The sequence below is a fragment of the Streptomyces sp. NPDC059787 genome (genome assembly GCF_042732315.1).
GTDB lineage: Bacteria > Actinomycetota > Actinomycetes > Streptomycetales > Streptomycetaceae > Streptomyces > Streptomyces atrovirens.
This window is the reverse complement of record NZ_JBHWHX010000014.1, coordinates 120,862-137,716: the sequence shown is the minus strand read 5'-3', so window position 1 is coordinate 137,716 and position 16,855 is coordinate 120,862. Positions and strand designations below refer to the sequence as shown.

General features: G+C 73.1%; 14 protein-coding genes and 1 pseudogene. 11 read left to right on the top strand and 4 right to left on the bottom strand.

Annotated features, from left to right (window positions below):
- The first annotated feature begins 33 nt into the window (after window positions 1–33).
- The 11 genes and pseudogenes from ACFV5H_RS16295 to ACFV5H_RS16245 all read left to right on the top strand — a co-directional run bounded on the left by ACFV5H_RS16295 (window position 34) and on the right by ACFV5H_RS16245 (window position 9,843).
- On the top strand, window positions 34–729 hold the full coding sequence (locus ACFV5H_RS16295) for an aspartate/glutamate racemase family protein (RefSeq protein WP_385052750.1): 696 nt from the start codon (window positions 34–36) through the stop codon (window positions 727–729).
- Window positions 726–1,562 carry a sugar phosphate isomerase/epimerase family protein gene (locus tag ACFV5H_RS16290; protein WP_385195306.1) on the top strand — a complete coding sequence of 279 codons (837 nt, stop codon included), beginning with the start codon at window positions 726–728 and terminating at the stop codon, window positions 1,560–1,562. Before ACFV5H_RS16295 ends, ACFV5H_RS16290 begins: the two co-directional genes overlap by 4 nt.
- 37 nt (window positions 1,563–1,599) lie before the next feature.
- Window positions 1,600–2,682 (top strand): isocitrate/isopropylmalate dehydrogenase family protein, encoded by a 1,083-nt coding sequence (locus ACFV5H_RS16285; protein WP_385052755.1) that lies wholly within the window; start codon window positions 1,600–1,602, stop codon window positions 2,680–2,682.
- A gap of 83 nt (window positions 2,683–2,765) precedes the next feature.
- Window positions 2,766–4,028 (top strand): 3-oxo-tetronate kinase, encoded by a 1,263-nt coding sequence (otnK, locus tag ACFV5H_RS16280; RefSeq protein ID WP_385195304.1) that lies wholly within the window; start codon window positions 2,766–2,768, stop codon window positions 4,026–4,028.
- On the top strand, window positions 4,025–4,669 hold the full coding sequence (gene otnC / locus ACFV5H_RS16275; protein ID WP_385052760.1) for a 3-oxo-tetronate 4-phosphate decarboxylase: 645 nt from the start codon (window positions 4,025–4,027) through the stop codon (window positions 4,667–4,669). The genes otnK and otnC overlap by 4 nt, the downstream gene beginning before the upstream one ends.
- A gap of 48 nt (window positions 4,670–4,717) precedes the next feature.
- Window positions 4,718–5,203, top strand: a complete 486-nt coding sequence (rraA, locus tag ACFV5H_RS16270; RefSeq protein WP_385052762.1) for a ribonuclease E activity regulator RraA — start codon at window positions 4,718–4,720, stop codon at window positions 5,201–5,203.
- Between the two features lie 421 nt (window positions 5,204–5,624).
- Window positions 5,625–6,008 carry a hypothetical protein gene (locus tag ACFV5H_RS16265; RefSeq protein WP_385195301.1) on the top strand — a complete coding sequence of 128 codons (384 nt, stop codon included), beginning with the start codon at window positions 5,625–5,627 and terminating at the stop codon, window positions 6,006–6,008.
- Window positions 6,009–6,300: 292 nt separating this feature from the next.
- A pseudogene (locus ACFV5H_RS16260) lies at window positions 6,301–6,441 on the top strand (transposase); the annotation flags it as partial.
- A 165-nt stretch (window positions 6,442–6,606) separates the two neighbouring features.
- A complete protein-coding gene (locus ACFV5H_RS16255; RefSeq protein WP_385195299.1) occupies window positions 6,607–8,433 on the top strand; it encodes a glycoside hydrolase family 3 protein in 1,827 nt (608 codons plus the stop codon).
- A gap of 465 nt (window positions 8,434–8,898) precedes the next feature.
- Window positions 8,899–9,273, top strand: a complete 375-nt coding sequence (locus tag ACFV5H_RS16250; protein WP_385052770.1) for a hypothetical protein — start codon at window positions 8,899–8,901, stop codon at window positions 9,271–9,273.
- A gap of 204 nt (window positions 9,274–9,477) precedes the next feature.
- On the top strand, window positions 9,478–9,843 hold the full coding sequence (locus ACFV5H_RS16245) for a helix-turn-helix transcriptional regulator (RefSeq protein WP_085571271.1): 366 nt from the start codon (window positions 9,478–9,480) through the stop codon (window positions 9,841–9,843).
- A 35-nt stretch (window positions 9,844–9,878) separates the two neighbouring features.
- Here the strand turns inward: ACFV5H_RS16245 and ACFV5H_RS16240 are convergent, their stop codons facing one another.
- From ACFV5H_RS16240 to ACFV5H_RS16225, 4 genes are all read right to left on the bottom strand, one after another.
- Window positions 9,879–12,086, bottom strand: a complete 2,208-nt coding sequence (locus tag ACFV5H_RS16240; protein WP_385195296.1) for an SWIM zinc finger family protein — start codon at window positions 12,084–12,086, stop codon at window positions 9,879–9,881.
- A complete protein-coding gene (locus ACFV5H_RS16235) occupies window positions 12,083–14,980 on the bottom strand; it encodes a DEAD/DEAH box helicase (RefSeq protein WP_385195293.1) in 2,898 nt (965 codons plus the stop codon). The genes ACFV5H_RS16240 and ACFV5H_RS16235 overlap by 4 nt, the downstream gene beginning before the upstream one ends.
- 98 nt (window positions 14,981–15,078) lie before the next feature.
- The gene (locus tag ACFV5H_RS16230) at window positions 15,079–15,657 is read right to left on the bottom strand and encodes a sugar kinase (protein ID WP_385052779.1); all 579 of its coding nucleotides are present in this window, start codon (window positions 15,655–15,657) and stop codon (window positions 15,079–15,081) included.
- On the bottom strand, window positions 15,654–16,802 hold the full coding sequence (locus ACFV5H_RS16225; protein ID WP_030869668.1) for an ROK family glucokinase: 1,149 nt from the start codon (window positions 16,800–16,802) through the stop codon (window positions 15,654–15,656). The genes ACFV5H_RS16230 and ACFV5H_RS16225 overlap by 4 nt, the downstream gene beginning before the upstream one ends.
- Between the last annotated feature and the right edge of the window lie 53 nt (window positions 16,803–16,855).

The window sequence follows — 16,855 nt, the reverse complement described above, 5'->3', positions numbered from 1 at the left end:
CCGGTCCCCGCCTACCGGAAGAGGAAGAACCCGGTGATCGAACCCCACCCCCTGGTCGCCATGATCCACGCCGTGCCGGCCGCGCACCGCATCGCCCATGAGGCGTTCGCCCAGGAGTTCCCGCAGGCCACGGCCTGGAACGTGCTGGACGACCGCCTGCTGGACGACGCCCGCGAGGCCGGCGGACTCACCGGCGCACTGCGCCGGCGCATGCTCCGTCTGATCGGGCACGTGATGGACGGCGGCGCCCAGGGTCTGCTGCTGACCTGCTCCTCCTACGGGGAGGTGGTGGACACCGCCCGGACGCTGTGGAAGGTGCCCGTGCTCAAGTCGGACGAGTCGATGTTCAAGGCCGCGCTGGCCGGCCCGTACCGGCGTCTCGCCGTCGTCGCCTCCACGCCGCCCGCCGTTCCGGCCGCCGTCGCCCAGCTCGAAGCACTCGTCCCGGCCGCCCGCCCGGACCGTCCGGTCGACATCGTGACCGCCCTGAGCGAGGAGGCCGCCGTCGCGGCCGACCCCGAGACCGCCGCCCGTCACCTGGCGGACGCCCTTCACACGGCCGGGGGCGCCGACGCCGACGCGGTGCTGCTGGCCCAGTACTCGCTCACCCCGGCGCGCGACGCCCTGGCCGCCCTGCTGGGCGTGCCGGTGCTGGACGGTGCCGGTGCCGCCGCCCGTGAACTGCGCGGTCTGCTCGTCCCGGCCGGGGCACCGGCGGTCGCGTCATGAGCGCGGGGCCGCCCTGGCCGCTGGCCTACACCGTCTCCGGTGACGACTGCGCCTCCCCCATGCCGCTCGGCCACACGGCGCCTCTCGCCGAGGCCGTCCGTGACCTGGCCGAACTCGGCTACGACGGGGTGGAGGTACAGGTGCGCGAGGTCGGTGCCCAGGACGCCGAAACCCTGACGCGGACCGTCGAGGCCGCCGGCCTCGAGGTCCTGGGCGTCGGCACCGGACCGGTCGCGGCCCAGGACCGGCTGACGCTGACCGACCCGTCGCCCGACGTGCGCCGGCACGCCCTGGGCCGCCTGCTGGGCGCCGCCCGGCTCGCCGGCGAGCTGGGTGTGCCGGTCACGCTCGGCCAGACCCGCGGCACGTTCCTGCCGGGGCTGGAGGACGTACAACGTGTCTGGGCCGAACGCGCTGTGCGGCAGCTGGCCGAGGAGGCGGCCACGCACGGCGGTCGCCTGCTGCTGGAGCCGCAGTCGCGTACCAGCACCTCGCTGTGGCACACCCCGGCCGAGGCCCTCGCCTTCATCGACTCGCTCGATGTGCCGACCGGGCTGGTGCTGGACACCCACCACCTCGACGCCGAGGGCATCGACGCGGTACAAGCCGTCGCCGGCCACACCGGTGTCACCGGCTGCCTCCAGCTCGCCGCCGCCTCGACCCGAGGCCCCCTGACCGTCGGCGACCCCCGGCTCCCCGCCCTCCTCACCGCTCTCCGGGCCGGCGGCTTCACCGGCTGGCTGACCCTGGAGCACACCCAGGACGGCGACAGCACCAGGGCCGCCGCCCGCTCCTGGACCGCGCTCGCCGACGCGGCGGCCGTCCTGTCCTGACCCCACCACCCCTGTTTCTTCGAGAGGAACCCGCACCATGAGCACCAAGACCTACCGCCTCGGCGTCCTCGAGGGCGACGGCATCGGCCCCGAGATCGTCCCCTCCTCCGTCGAGATCGCCACCGCCGCCGCGCAGGCCGCCGGCGTCTCCGTCGACTGGGTCACCCTGCCGCTCGGCGCCTCCGCCATCGAGACCCACGGCACCCCGGTCCCCGAGGAGACCAAGGACGCCCTGGCCGGCCTGGACGGCTGGTACCTCGGCCCGCACGACTCCGTGTCCTACCCCGAGCCGCACAAGTCCGCGCTCAACCCCTCGGGCACCCTGCGCAAGCACTTCCAGCTCTTCGCCAACATCCGCCCCGCCAAGAGCTTCCCCGGCGCCAAGGCCGTCTGCGACAACGCCGACCTGGTCATCGTCCGCGAGAACACCGAGGGCTTCTACGCCGACCGCAACACCTTCGCGGGCACGGGTGAGTTCATGCCGACCCCGGACACCGCGATCATGCTGGGCATCATCACCCGCGAGGCCACCGAACGCGTCGCCCGCGTCGCCTTCGACCTGGCCCGTTCGCGCCGCAAGAAGCTCACCATCGTCCACAAGGCCAACGTCCTGAAGCTCACCACGGGCCTGTTCCGCACGGTGTGCCAGGAAGTGGCGAAGGACTACCCGGACGTGACGGTGGACGACTTCCACATCGACGCCATGACCGTTCACCTGGTGCGCCGCGCCCAGGACTTCGACGTCATCGTCACCGAGAACATGTTCGGCGACATCCTCTCCGACCTGGCCGGCGAGATCTCCGGCTCGCTGGGCACCGCCCCGTCCATCAACTCCTCCGCCACCACCGCCATGGCCCAGGCCTCCCACGGCTCCGCCCCCGACATCGCCGGGCGGAACATCGCCAACCCGGTCGCCATGATCCTCTCCGGAGCCATGCTGTTCGAGTGGCTCGGCGCCAAGCACGGTGACGAGAGGCTCGCCACCGTCGCGAAGGTCATCGAGAAGGGTGTGGCCGACGCGATCGCCGCCGGCACCTCCACCCGCGACCTCGGCGGCTCCGCCTCCACCACCGAGTTCACCGCCGCCGTCATCGAGGCCATCGGCGCCGGCCAGAACTGACCGTCGCTCCCGGGGCGGGCCCACTCCGACCGGCCCGCCCCGGCCCACGCTCCGTCCGCACGCCCGAGGAGAGACCCCCGACCATGACCCTGCGCATCGGCTGCATAGCCGACGACTTCACCGGCGGCACCGACGTCGCCGCCGCCCTCCGGCGTGCCGGCCTGCGCACCGCCCTGGTCTTCGGCGTCCCGAATGACACCACCACGCTCCCTGCGGACTGCGACGCCGCGGTCGTCGCGCTCAAGTCACGGTCCACGCCCGCCGACGAGGCCGTCGCCGACTCCCTCGCCGCCCAGCGCTGGCTGTGGACCAAGGGCGCGGCTCAGGTCTACTTCAAGTACTGCTCGACCTTCGACTCCACCCCGCACGGCAACATCGGCCCGGTCACCGACGCCCTCATGGACGCCGCCGGCGCCACCGTCACCCTGCACTGCCCCGCCTCCCCGCCCAACGGCCGCACCGTCTACCAGGGCCACCTCTTCGTCCACGACCAGCTGCTGTCCGACTCACCGCTGCGCCACCACCCCCTCAACCCCATGACGGACTCCGCCCTGGTGCGCCTGCTGTCCGCGCAGACCCGCCACCAGGTGGCCCTGATCGACTGGACCACCGTCCGCCTCGGCACGGAGGCCGTACGCGACGCCGTACTCGCCCACCAGCAGGCCGGCGTCCGGCACGTCATCGCCGACGCCCTCACCGACGAGGACCTCGCCGTCCTGGGCGCCGCCACGCTCGAACTGCCGGTCGTCGCCGGCGCCGCCGGTTTCGCCGAAGGGCTCGGGCACGCCTACCCGGCCACCGGGCAGGCCACCGCCGAACCCTGGCCGGACCGGGGGCGGGCCGCCGTCCTGGCGGGCAGCTGCTCGGCCCGCACCCTGGAGCAGATCGCCCAGTTCTACGCCGCCGGCCTGCCCTCCCTCCACCTCGACGTGCTCGCCGCCGCCACCGGCCGCGACGTCACCGGCGAGGCCCTGGCCTGGTACGACGAACAGGACCCCACCCTGCCCGTCCTGATCTACGCCTCCGCCTCCCCGGAGGAACTGGCCGCTGTACAGGCCCAGTTGGGTGTCACGGAAGCCGCCGCGCAGGTGGAGGAACTCCTCGGGACCCTCGCCTCCCACCTGGTCGAACGCGGCGTACGCCGACTGCTCGTGGCGGGTGGTGAGACCTCCGGCGCCGTCACCACCGCCCTGGGCGTCCGGGCCGTCCTCGTCGGCGAGGAAGCCGACCCCGGCGTGCCGTGGACGTACGCCGCCACCAGGAGCGGTGACCTCGCCCTCATGCTCAAGTCCGGCAACTTCGGCGCCCCCGACCTGTTCACCCGTGCTCTCACGGAGGCCAAGTGACCACCTACGCCGACGAGTCGGCCGCCCGCGCACTCATCGTCCGTACCGCGCGCTCCTTCTTCACACGCGGTCTGACGCACGGCTCGACGGGCAACCTGTCCGTCCGCCTGGCCGACGGCAGCCTGCTGCTCACGCCCACCGGGTCCAGCCTCGGCACCGTCGAGGAAGCCGACCTCTCCCGCACCGACCTGCACGGCACGCACCTGGAGGGTCCCCGTCCGACGAAGGAGGCGTTCCTGCACGCCGCCTTCTACCGGGCCCGGCCGAACGCCCACGCGGTCGTCCACCTGCACTCGACGTACGCTGCCGCGATCTCCTGCCTCGGCGACGTGAACCCGGCCGACGCCCTTCCTCCACTCACCGCGTACTACGCCATGCGCGTCGGCACCCTGCCCCTTCTCCCCTACCACGCCCCCGGTGACGGCACCCTGGAACCGCTGGCCGAGCGGACGGCACGCACCCACCACGCCGTCCTCCTCGCCAACCACGGCCCTGTCATCGCCGGTACGACCATGGAGCAGGCCGCCGACGCGATCGAGGAACTCGAGGAGACCGCCAGACTCCACCTCCTCCTGCGGGGACACGCCACCCGTCCCCTCACCCCCGAACAGGCTGCCGCGCTCGCCCCCACATCCCCCTGACGGCCGGATGAGCAGCGAGCGCGGCAGTCTCCCCAGCGAAGGAACCCCATGACAGTCACCCCCGTCCCCACCGCCGACCTCGTCGACCAGTACGGCACCGAACTACGCGTCTGTGACCTGCAGTTCCGTCAGTTCGGCGGCCACCGCGGCTTCGCAGGACCGGTCCGTACGGTCTCCTGCCACGAGGACAACGGCCTCCTGCGCGACCTGCTGCGCACCCCAGGCGACGGCGCCGTCCTCGTCGTCGACGGGGGCGGCTCCCTGCGCACCGCCCTGGTCGGCGACCTCATCGCCGGCTCCGCCCAGGACAACGGCTGGGCCGGCCTGGTCCTGCACGGCGCCGTCCGCGACAGCGCCGCCCTCGCCGGTCTCCGCCTCGGCGTCAAGGCGCTGGGCACCGTTCCGCGCAAGAGCGGCAAGGACGCGGCCGGAGCCGTCGACGTGCCCGTCGCCTTCGGCGGCGTCACCTTCCGGCCCGGCGACATCCTGCACGCCGACGACGACGGCATCGTCCTCCTCCCCACGATTGGGTAGCCAGTGGTTCTGAAGACCTTCGGCTGGTCGTTCGCGGTCACCGCGCTCGGCCTGGTCGCAGCGATCCTCTTCGGGGGGGGGTGGACCGCGCACGCCGCCTCCGAGCGTCCCACGGCCGCAACGTCGGCACACCAGCCTGCCCGGCCCGGGCGTCATCCTCGGCGCCGAGTTCCTGACCGCCACCGGCGGCGACATGACGGACCGCATCAGGAATCAGCAGTAGGTGAGCAGACGGCCAAAATCGCCAGCCAGAGAACATAAAGGCCAATTGGACCATGCGTACATAAACAGGGGAAAGGCCCAGTGAAGGGTGATGATTCACTGAAAGGCATTACGGTCACGCACCGCAAGCCGGGCGTTACAGCAATGTGATCAAGGTGATGTTGCGTCAGATCGAGTTTCGAACATAAAGTCGACGCTCATGAATCGAGTGCTGCGTAAGCGTATCGGCGTAATGGTACTGGCTGCTTCCTCTGCGACGATTTTGTCCATTGCGCCGGCGGCGGCAATCACCGACATCAAGATCTCGGCCACTCAGGGCAGCATGACCTTCCACGACGACGGTGACGTATTCGAGGTGTGCGACACGAATGCGGATGGCGCAGGCGTCCTGGGGCGGCTGTACTACAAGGCCATAGGTGGCGACTGGTACGTCACGGATTACGAAGAGGACGGCGGCGACGCCGGGTGCGACAAAATGCCGCATGACATCAACGGCGTCGGCGACTACCAGATGAAGTTGTACTGGATGGGTACGGGTTACCCCGGTGTCAAGATCGCCGAAAGTCGCGTCTTCAACGAGTGAACCTCTTTCATCCTGAACAGCCGCAGGTCAGCAGTGAGCTCTTTCCAACCTGCCGGGTCGATCGGCCGGTTGGGCCGACCGACAGGTGAAGCCTCTGGCCAGATGGGTTTTCGACCAAGAAATCCGTCTCCGCCGGAGGCTTCATGTGCTTGTCCACCCGTCGGGCATCGACGTGTCCGGTTCCGCCCTGCGCTTCCCGTCCGTCGAGCTCCGCCGGCGCCGGCGGGAGCCCGGTACTCGCCGGCGGCGTCCGAACTCCGGCCGGCAGGCGCTGCCCACTCTCGCCCATCTCCGCAACGGTCACCCGTACGACCGGCTCACGACCGGGTTCGGCGTTAGTCTTCTTGAGCGCCGGCGGCGCATCGACCAGGCCCTCTACGCGGTGATCATGGAGGCATACGTACACGGTGTCTCCACCCGGTCGGTCGACGACACGTATCGGCCCGGCTCAGGGCACCCGCACGCGCGACGGGGAAGCCCTCATTTTGTCTAGACCTCTTGTCCCGCCCGTGATCCGAGGGCTACGTTTCCCCCTGCCCGGAGTCTTCGCGTTTCCTTCAACTCCCTTCATGAGCAAGGCTGGAAGGAGCACGTCCGTATGCAGGACCGGAGTCTGTCCAGACGAACCGTTCTCGCCTCCGCGACCGTGGTCGCCGCGAGCGCGACGGGCGTCGTGGGCGCGGCGGCCACCCCCGCGGTCGCGCACAGGCGCGACAACCGCCTGAAGAAGATCATCTCCAGGATGAGCGTCGAGGCGAAGATCGGCCAGCTGTTCGTGCCGTACTTCTACGGTACGTCGGCGACTTCTCCCAGCCGGTTCGACCAGGAGCGCAACCTCGGGGAACTCGGCGTCCGCACCGTGGCCGAGCTCATCGCCAAGTACCACATCGGCGGTGTCATCTACTTCCACGGCTGGACGAACAACATCCAAGACCCGCGCCAGGTAGCGGACTTGACGAACGGTGTGCAGCGGGCCTCACTCGCCCTGCCCACCCCCGTCCCGTCCCTGATCTCCATCGACCAGGAGCACGGGGTCAACGTCCGCATCGGCAGCGGCGCCACCCAGCTGCCGGGCGCGATGGCGCTCGGCGCGGGCCGCTCGCTCTCCGACGCGCGCACCGCCGGACGGATCTCGGGCACCGAACTCGCCGCCCTGGGCATCCACCAGAACTTCGCCCCGGTCGCCGACGTCAACGTCAATCCGGCCAACCCCATCATCAACGTCCGCTCCTTCGGCGCCGACGCCCACGCGGTCGGTCGCATGGTGGCGGCCCAGGTGACGGGTTATCAGCAGGCCGGCGTCGTGGCCTGTGCCAAGCACTTCCCGGGCCACGGGGACACCGGGGAGGACAGCCACACCGGACTGCCCGTGATCACCCACACCCGCGAGGAGTGGGAGCGCATCGACGCCCCGCCCTTCAAGGCCGCGATCGCCGCCGGCGTCGACTCGGTCATGACCGCGCACCTCCAGGTCCCCGCGCTCGACCCCAGCAACGAACCGGCCACCCTGTCGCCCACGATCCTCCAGGGCGTGCTGCGCGGCGAACTCGGCTTCGACGGCGTGATCGTCACCGACGCCCTCAACATGCAGGGCGTGCGCACCAAGTACGGCGACGACCGCGTGCCCGTCCTCGCCCTCAAGGCCGGCGCCGACCAGCTGCTGTTCCCGCCGGACATCGACGTCGCCTACAACGGCGTCCTGGCCGCCGTGCGCAGCGGAGAGATCACCGAGGAGCGGCTCGACGAGTCGGTCCTGCGCATCCTGCGGGTCAAGGACAAGGTCGGCCTGCTCAGCGGCAGCCCCTACGTCTCCCCGAAGGTGGTCGACCGGGTCGTCGGCGCCCGCAGCCACCGGCGCGCCGCCGACCGGATCGCCGAACGCACCACCACCCTGCTGGTCAACGAGGACGAGGCGCTCCCGCTGCGCCGCCGACAGAGGAGGCTGCTCGTGGTCGGCGCCAGCCCGGCCTTCCCGACCGACGACACCCGCACCACGGTGCCCGAGCTGGCCAGGGCGTTCGACGGACTCGGCTACAGCACCACCCACCTCGCCACCGGCCGGGCGCCCGACGCGGCGAAGATCGACGAGGCCGTGGCCGCCGCACGGGGACGGGACGCGGTGGTGGTCACCACCGAGAACGTCGGCGCCACCAGCGCCCAGCGCACCCTGGTGTCCCGACTGCTCGCGACGGGCGTCCCCGTCGTCCACCTCGCGGTGCGCAACCCCTACGACATCGCCCACCTCGGCGACGTCCCGGCCTCACTGGCCTCCTACTGCTGGACCGAGGTCGAACTGCGCGCCGCCGCCCGGGTGATCGCGGGACGGGTCGAGCCGCGCGGCAAGCTGCCCGTGCCCATCCAGCGGGCCGACGACCCGGCCGAGGTCCTCTTCCACTCCGGACACGGTCTGACGTACGACGACTGACGCCCGCGTTCCCACGCGGCTTTCCGCCCCGGTGCCCCTGAAGGGGGGAGCGCCGGGGCCGAAAGCGTCACCCGTTGGACTAGTGGACCCGATGTGACGGTGGTCGCCGCCGACCGAGCCGGGCTTCGTCGAGGTGGAGCGGTTCGAGGCCTATGGCGCCGAGCAGTGGTTCGGCGAGTGGTCCCCGGTCACGGCATCCGATCGAGCCCGTGCTCCCCGGCGTGGATCCGCCGGGCACGGCGGAGCAGCCCGTCAGGCGGCTGCCGGCACTACGGAAACTTCTCGGACCGATTCCGGTCAAACAGCGGTTCCCTGACGCAGGCATTCGGTCATTAGGGGTCACCCCCGGAAACCCGTTCCCCCGGGCCGGTGCCACCTGCCTACGGTGCCACCGCGGCCGGGGCGGGAACCACCGCCCCGTCGAGGCCGACGCAACCCGTGGAACAACAGATGAGGGAGACGTCCATGGCAACTGTCGAAGTGTCACTGAAGGACATCATGACCGCCGTCGAAGGGTCGCTCGGAGCGGCCGTCGTCGACTACTCCAGCGGCATGGCCCTGGGGACGCTGGGCGGGGGCAAGGACCTGGATCTCACCGTCGCGGCCGCCGGCAACACGGACGTCATCCGGGCCAAGCTGCGCACCATGGAACTACTGGGCCTGACCGGCCAGATCGAGGACATCCTCATCACGCTCGAAAGCCAGTACCACGTCATCCGGCCGGTCACCGGGCGGAACGGCAACGGACTGTTCCTGTACCTCGTACTCGACAAGTCCCGGTCGAACCTGGCGATGGCCCGCCACCAACTCAAGCGGATCGAAGAACAGCTGGAGGTGTGAACGACCCGGGAACCGGGTCGACGCGCGCCCATGATGTGAAGACTTCTTCAAGTCACCACATCAACATGGTCCCAATCCGTGGATGCGCGCCGGGCCGAGCAAGAAGGATCGGCTCCGAAGGACAGCACATCGTGCGGCGGCGCGTCCGTGAGGGCGCCGCCGCACCGTGCAGAACATCCCCGATGCGGCAGGGAGTGCGCGCCCATGCAAGTCCCCCTCTACCAGGCCAAGGCGGAGTTCTTCCGCATGCTGGGGCACCCTGTGCGCATCAGGGTCCTGGAACTGCTGCAGCACGGTCCCGTGCCGGTGCGGGACCTGCTCGCCGACATCGACATCGAGCCGTCCAGCCTCTCGCAGCAGCTGGCCGTGCTCAGGAGGTCCGGCATCGTCGTCTCGGTCCGGGAGGGCTCCACCGTCCGCTACGCCCTCGCCGGCGGCGACGTCGCCGAGCTCCTCCGCGCGGCCCGCCGGATCCTCACCGAACTGCTGGCCGGTCAGAGCGAGCTCCTGGCCGAACTCCGGCAGACCGACGCACCCGTGGCGTCGGTCCCCACGAGCAGGCGGGGCTGAGAGGGCCGCCGGACCCGCCGCCTCGCCCGTGCCCGTCACAGGTCGGCCGGTGTGTCCAGACCGGTCAGGGCGCCCACGGGGTCCGGGTCGGGGGTGCCGCGGGGCCACCAGTCGTCGTGGCCCGGCTCGGACTCGTAGGCGTACCACAGGTGGTCGCGGCCGAGGCGGAGCTGGACGTGGCCCCGTGGGTGGGTGAGGCGGTTGCGCCAGGGGCGGAAGGCGGGGAGGTCGGCGGCGAGGAGGAGCGGGCGGGCGCGGTCGAAGCGGCCGGCCGGCGGGTCCCAGGGCTCCTCGAGGACCGCGAGACCCGTCGGGCCGCCCTGGCGCCAGGCGGCGACCGCGCGCGCCAGCTCGGCGGGGGTGCGGCCGGCGGCTCCGGCGAGGGAGGAGTACAGCGCGCGCGTCGCCGCGGTCAGGCCGGAGCCGGGGCGGGCGGCGGCGAGCCGCACCGCGTCCTGCCAGAGGGTGAGCCGGCCGACCGGGTCGCGGCCGGTGGTGAGCAGGGCGTGCGCGCGGGCGGCGGCGTCGGTGGCCAGCTGGTCCAGCGCGAACGGGTCGGGACCGCCCGGGGACGCGGGGTACACGGGCGGCTGCCCGGGATGCGGTGGCGGGGGCGGCGGGGCCGGGAGCGGGGGGAGTTCGCGGTCGCGGCGGGCGAGGACATCGGCTGCCCGGATGCCCGGCAGGGGTTCCGGTTCCTTTCCCCGGACGGCGCGGGCCGCGCGGGTGGCGCTGAGCCGGGACAGCGCGTCGATCACCTGGCGCTCACCGCGTCCGCGCAGCAGGAGCAGCACGAACGGGTCGGCGTCGAGCAACCGGGCCGTCTGGTAGCAGAGGGCCGCGGCGTGCTTGCAGGGGTGGCCGGAATCGGGGCAGCTGCACTGCGGGGCGAGGTCGCCGGGGCCGGGCAGCAGCGCTGCTCCGCAGTCGGCGAGGGACTGGGGCATCTCCTTGTCCAGCAGCGCCGCGATGTGGCCGGGGCGGTCGGCGGCGGCGTCCAGGAACCGCTCCCAGTCGGCGTCCGTGAACGTCCGCAGCCGCACCTGCACGCGGTACGGCCGCGGGCGGCTGCCCTGCACGTACGCGAGGACCAGTCCCGGCGTGACGGTGATGGCGTCCACATGGCCCCGCTCGGCGTATCCGCGTCCGCGTGCGAGTCGGGCGGCGGCCGGCGCACCCTCCTCCAGCGCCGTGACCCATGCGTCACCCCACCAGGTCTCGGCGAAGCCCTCGCTGTCCGAGGCCCGGGGCGGGAACGCCGGGAAGGTGCGGCGCAGGTCGCCGTCGCGGGCGGGGGCGGCCATGGAGCGGGGGGTGGCGGGTGCGGGCGGTGCGGTGTCGCCCGGGAGGCCGAGGGGGACCGAGGCTCCGCTGCGGGAGCGCGGGTCGCCGGGTGACGTCGGGGTGCCGCTCGGGCCGGGGGTGTCGTCGGTCTCCGCATCCGGCCCGGGCATGCGGAAGGCGTCCGTGAGCGACTCCCTGACGTCACCCGGGAGGCCGAGGGGGGCCGAAGCTCCGCTGCGGGAGCGCGGGTCGCCGGGTGACGTCGGGGTGCCGCTCGGGCCGGGGGTGTCGTCGGTCTCCGCATCCGGTCCGGGCATGCGGAAGGCGTCCGTGAGCGACTCCCGTACCTCGCGGGCCCGGGCGTCGGCGGCACGGTCGCCGCGGGTCGTGCGCGGGACGCGGGGTGACGGGGCGCGCCGTTCACGGGGCTCGGCGCCCGCCGTACGGCCGTCCGGTGCCGGACGCGCCCTCGGCGCTTCCCCGCGCGCGGAGCGCAGCGCCTCCCGCGCGATGTCCCCGGGGCGCGGAGCCTCGCGGTGTCCGGCGCCGTCGCCGGCCACGGCCGCCGGGTCCCCGGACGGCGTCTCGGTGGTGGGCGGCCCCTCACCGTGGGGCCGCTCTTCACGGGGTGCCCTGTCCTCCGCGGGAGGGTGTGCCGCCGGTGCGCCGGTGTCCTCGCGGTCCGGGTCCGCCGCGTCGGCGGGCCCCGCCGTGCCGCGCCGGGCCCGTACCGCCTGCCGCAGCGCCTCACGGGCCACGTCGCCGGGGCGGTGTTCCCGGGTTTCGGGCCGAGCGGGCCGGTGGGGGCGGTCGGGCTGTCCGGTGGCCGGGGCCGGGGCGGCCGGCTGATCGGGAGCGGGCCGGTGCTCCGGTGCGGCCGTGGCCGTCGGCTCGCGGGTCACCCGTGCGCGGGCCGCGCGCAGGGCCGCGCGGGCCTCGTCGGAGGGGCGGGGGGTCATGCCGGCCTCCGCAGGGACACCAGGTCGGACAGGTCGCGGTCGGACAGCTCCGTGAGGGCCGCCTCGCCGGAGCCGAGGATCGCGTCGGCGAGGGCGCGCTTGGACTCCAGCATCTCGGCGATACGGTCCTCGACCGTGCCCTCGGTGACCAGGCGGTGGACCTGGACGGGCTGGGTCTGGCCGATGCGGTACGCGCGGTCGGTGGCCTGCTCCTCCACCGCGGGGTTCCACCAGCGGTCGAAGTGGACGACGTGGCCCGCGCGGGTGAGGTTGAGGCCGGTGCCGGCGGCCTTGAGGGAGAGCACCAGGACCGGGGTCGCGCCGCTCTGGAAGCGGTCCACCATGTGCTCCCGCTCCGCCACCGGCGTACCCCCGTGGAGGAGCTCGACGGGGACCGCGCGCTCGGCGAGGTGCGCGGTGATCAGGCGGGCCATCCCGACGTACTGCGTGAAGACCAGGGCGGAGCCGTCCTCGGCGAGCAGGGTGTCCAGCAGCTCGTCCAGCAGGGCCAGTTTGCCGGAGCGGGCCACGAGCCGGTCGCCTCCGGCACGCGCCTGCTCCTCCTTCAGATAGAGCGCCGGGTGGTCGCAGATCTGCTTGAGCGAGGTCAGCAGCTTCAGCACCAGTCCGCGCCGGCCCATGCCCTGCGCGGACTCGATGGCGTGCATCGACTCGCGCACCACCGCCTCGTACAGCGCGGCCTGTTCGCGGGTGAGCGGTACCGGGTGGTCCGTCTCGGTCTTGGGCGGCAGTTCGGGGACGATGCCGGGGTCGGACTTCCTGCGTCGCAGCAGGAAGGGGCGGACCAGGCGGGCGAGGCGCTCGACGGCCTCCTCGTCCTCGCCGGTCTCCACCGCGCGCGCGTGCCGGGCGCGGAAGGACTTCAGCGGGCCGAGGAGTCCGGGGGTCGTCCAGTCGAGGAGGGCCCACAGTTCGGAGAGGTTGTTCTCCACGGGGGTGCCGGTGAGCGCCACCCGCGCGGGGGCCGGGATCGTGCGCAGTGCCTTCGCGGTCGCGGAGTGGGGGTTCTTGACGTGCTGTGCCTCGTCGGCGACGACCATGCCCCACGGCTGCCCGGCCAGCTCCGGTGCGGCGGAGCGCATGGTGCCGTAGGTGGTGAGGACGAAGCCGCCGTCGAGGCCGTCCAGGGTGCGGTCGGGGCCGTGGAAGCGGCGCACGGGGACGCCGGGCGCGAACCGGGTGATCTCCCGCTGCCAGTTGCCGAGCAGCGAGGCCGGGCAGACCACCAGGGTCGGCTCGGTGCGGGCCCGCTTCAGATGCAGCGCGATGAGGGTGACGGTCTTGCCCAGGCCCATGTCGTCGGCGAGGCAGCCGCCGAGGCCGAGGGAGGTCATGAGGTCCAGCCAGGCCAGGCCCCGCAGCTGGTAGTCGCGCAGGGTGGCGTCGAGGCCGGGTGGCGGCTCGGCGGGCCGCACCCCTGCGGTCAGGCGGTCACGGAGGGCGGCGAGGGCACCGGCCGGCACCGCCTCGACCGTCTCCCCGTCGACCTCCGCGTGGCCGGTGAGGGCGACGGACAGCGCGTCGACCGGGTCGAGCAGCCCCAGGTCCCGTTTGCGGGCCTTGCGGACGAGGGCGGGGTCGACCAGCACCCACTGGTCGCGCAGCCGTACGACGGGACGGTGGGTCTCGGCCAGGGCGTCCATCTCGGCCTCGGTGAGCGGGTCGCCGCCGAGGGCGAGCTGCCAGCCGAACCGCAGCAGGTCCTCGCTCTCGAAGAAGCCGGTGCCGTCCTTCGCCGAGCCCGGAGCCGGGCGGACCACCGCCGTGACGGTCAGGTCCTGGGCGAGGTCCCGGGGCCAGTGCACGGCGACGCCGGCGGCGGCGAGCCGGGTGGCCACCACGCCCAGCAGGTCGTTCAGCTCCTCCTCGGAGAGGGCCAGCACATCGGGCACGTCCTGGTCGGAGAGCCGGTCCAGCGGTGGCCAGACCCGGGCCGCGCGGCGCACCGCGAGGGCCGCGTCCACCCGCGCGCGGGGGCCGAAGGCGCTGTCCGCCGCGCCCGCCCACAGGGCCGCCGCGTCGGCCACCAGGGTCGGATCGGCGAGGCTGTGCACCTGGACGATCGCGGCGCCCGCGCCGCGCGCGCCGCTTCCGTCCCCGCCGGCGCCCTCACCGGTGTCGAAGAGGTCGTAGGCGGACAGGTCGAGGCGGAGCGAGATCCGTACGCCGGCGTCCATGCCGGCGGCGACCTCGGCGGCCCAGTCGTGGGCGTCGGGCAGCCGCTGCGCCTTCCGCGCGGCGAACGGCGGCCCCGAGGCGTACGGCGCGGCCGGGGTGCGGGGCAGGGTGTCGGCGACCGCGTCCAGGAAGGCGCGCACCAGTGCCTCCGGCCGGGGCAGCCGGAGGGGGCCGGGGCCGGGCAGCGGGACGGCGTGGCCCTCGTGGGGCAGGGCGGCGGCCACCGCGCGCAGGTGCGCCACGTCGTCGGGGTCGAGCGGGCCGGCGCGCCAGGCGTCGTGGCCGGTGACGGTGAGACCGGGCAGCAGCCGGCCGCGGGCGGTGAGCCGCAGGGCGTGCAGGGCGGCGGCGCCCCAGCAGGCGGTGGCGGGGTGGGCCGCGGGGTCGTGCCGGGCGCGGACCAGCAGCGGCAGGGCCTCGTCGACGGGGAGGGAGAGCGCCGGGGTCGTCCGCCGCCGCACCCCCGTGCCGTGCGGGCGGACGACGGTGAGGTCGGTGCGCGACGCGGAGGCGCCGGGTGGTCCGGGCGGCTCTTCGCCGTCGGGGCCGCCCTCGGGGTCGTAGAAGGCGACGCGTCCCTCGCGCGGGAGGGGTGCCGGGAGGAAGACGGCCGCGAGCCGGACGGGGACGTCCGTCCCGTCCGCGTCGCCGGTCCCGGCGGTGTCCCGCCCGGCCGTCACGGTCCGCTCGCTCATACGTCCTGTCACCTCCCGCCCGTCCGTCGGATCAGTCGTCCCCGACTCTACGGGCGGGGTCTGACAATCGGCCCCGGCGGCCGGTGGGGCGGGCGGGATCAGGGCACGGTGCGGGAGACGACGTACACCCTCGGGTAGCCCGGCTTGTCATGGTTGACGACGACGTCGTGGGTGGGCGCCGGGTCCTTCTGCTCGTGGACGAGGCCGGACCAGGTGCCGGGTCCGTCGAACGTCCAGCCGGTGATCTCCCGGTCGCGCTCGCTGATGGTGATGTCGTCCTGCTTCAGGCCGCTCTCCCGCACACCCATGCTGGTGAGGAAGGCGCTCAGGCCCGCGTCGGTGGTCTCGAACTCGACGTAGAGGCGGCTGGTCCTCCAGTTGTTGGTCTCGTAGGAGGCCACCCACCAGGCGGGGTGCGGGACGGGCACCTGGTAGAGGCGGCGCTGCACCTTCGACGGCCAGCCCTCGGTGAGGCCGGTCGCGGAGTACTTCGCCTCCTTGTCCTTGCCACTGGCCCGGCTCTGGTTCGCGGAGATCACCAGGTACCCGGCCGGGACGCCGATGAGCAGCACGATGATCAGCAGGGTGAGTGCCCTGCGGCGGATCATGTGCCGCCGGTCCTCGGCCGGGCGGGGCGCGCCCGGGAGGGCCGGCGGCTGGGGGAACCCGTCGCTCACAGCGACTCCTGGGTGGTACGGCGGGCCTCCGCGTACCGCTCGTAGCGTTCGTACCGCTCGACCCGGCGGCGCTTGGCGCGGCGGAAGCGGCGGGCGACCAGCCGGGCGAGGTCGGCGGCGCCGACCATGCCGGCCTCGGGGCCGAGCTGGGCGCGGACGATGTGGGCCTCGGGGCGGTAGCCGCGGCCGGTGAGGTGCCGCTTGAAGGCGTCCCGCGCGGGGCCGATCAGCAGGTCGTCGGCGGCGGAGACGCCACCGCCGATGACGAAGCAGGAGGGGTCGAGGGCGGCGGCGAGGTTGGCGATGCCGACGCCGAGCCACTGCCCGATGTCCTGGAGCAGCTCGATGCACATGGCGTCGCCCTCACGGGCCAGCTCGGTGATCATCGGGCCGCTGATGTCGGCGATGTTGCCCTTGACGTGCTCGATGATCCCGTAGGCGACCGGTGAGTCGGCGGCGGCCAGCTCGCGGGCCTCGCGGACCAGTGCGTTGCCGGAGCTGTACTGCTCCCAGCAGCCGCGGTTGCCGCAGGGGCAGCGGTGGCCGCCGGGGACGACCTGCATGTGGCCGAACTCGCCGGCCACTCCGTACTTGCCGCGCTTGACCTGCCCGTCCTCCAGGATCGCCCCGCCGATGCCGGTGCCGAGCGTGATCATGACGAGGTGGTCCTCGCCGCGGCCGGCGCCGAAGCGCCACTCGGCCCAGGCGGCGGTGTTGGCGTCGTTGTCCACCAGGACGGGGACGGCGAGGCGTTCGGCGATCCGGTCGCGCAGCGGTTCGTTGCGCCAGGACAGGTGGGGGGCGAACAGCACGCGGTTGCGGTCGGCGTCGACCCAGCCGGCCGCGCCGATGCCGACCGCGTGCACGTCGTGCCGGTCGGACAGGTCCAGCACCAGTTCGACGATGGTGTCCTCGACGACCTTGGGGCTCTTGGACTTGTCCGGGGTCTCCGTGCGCAGCCGTTCCAGGATGTTGCCGTCGGCGTCGACGACGCCCGCCATCACCTTGGTGCCGCCGATGTCGATGCCGACCGTCGGGACACGGGGCGCCGTCAGGTGGGAGCGGCGCTCACGGGTGCCGACGGTTCTCAGGACCGGGGCGCGGCGGGAGCCGATGGGGGCGGTGAAGTCGCGGTAGGTGCTCATCGTGTGCGATTGTGCCGCACGGCTCCGCCGGGTGCCGAATGGATCCCGGGTGC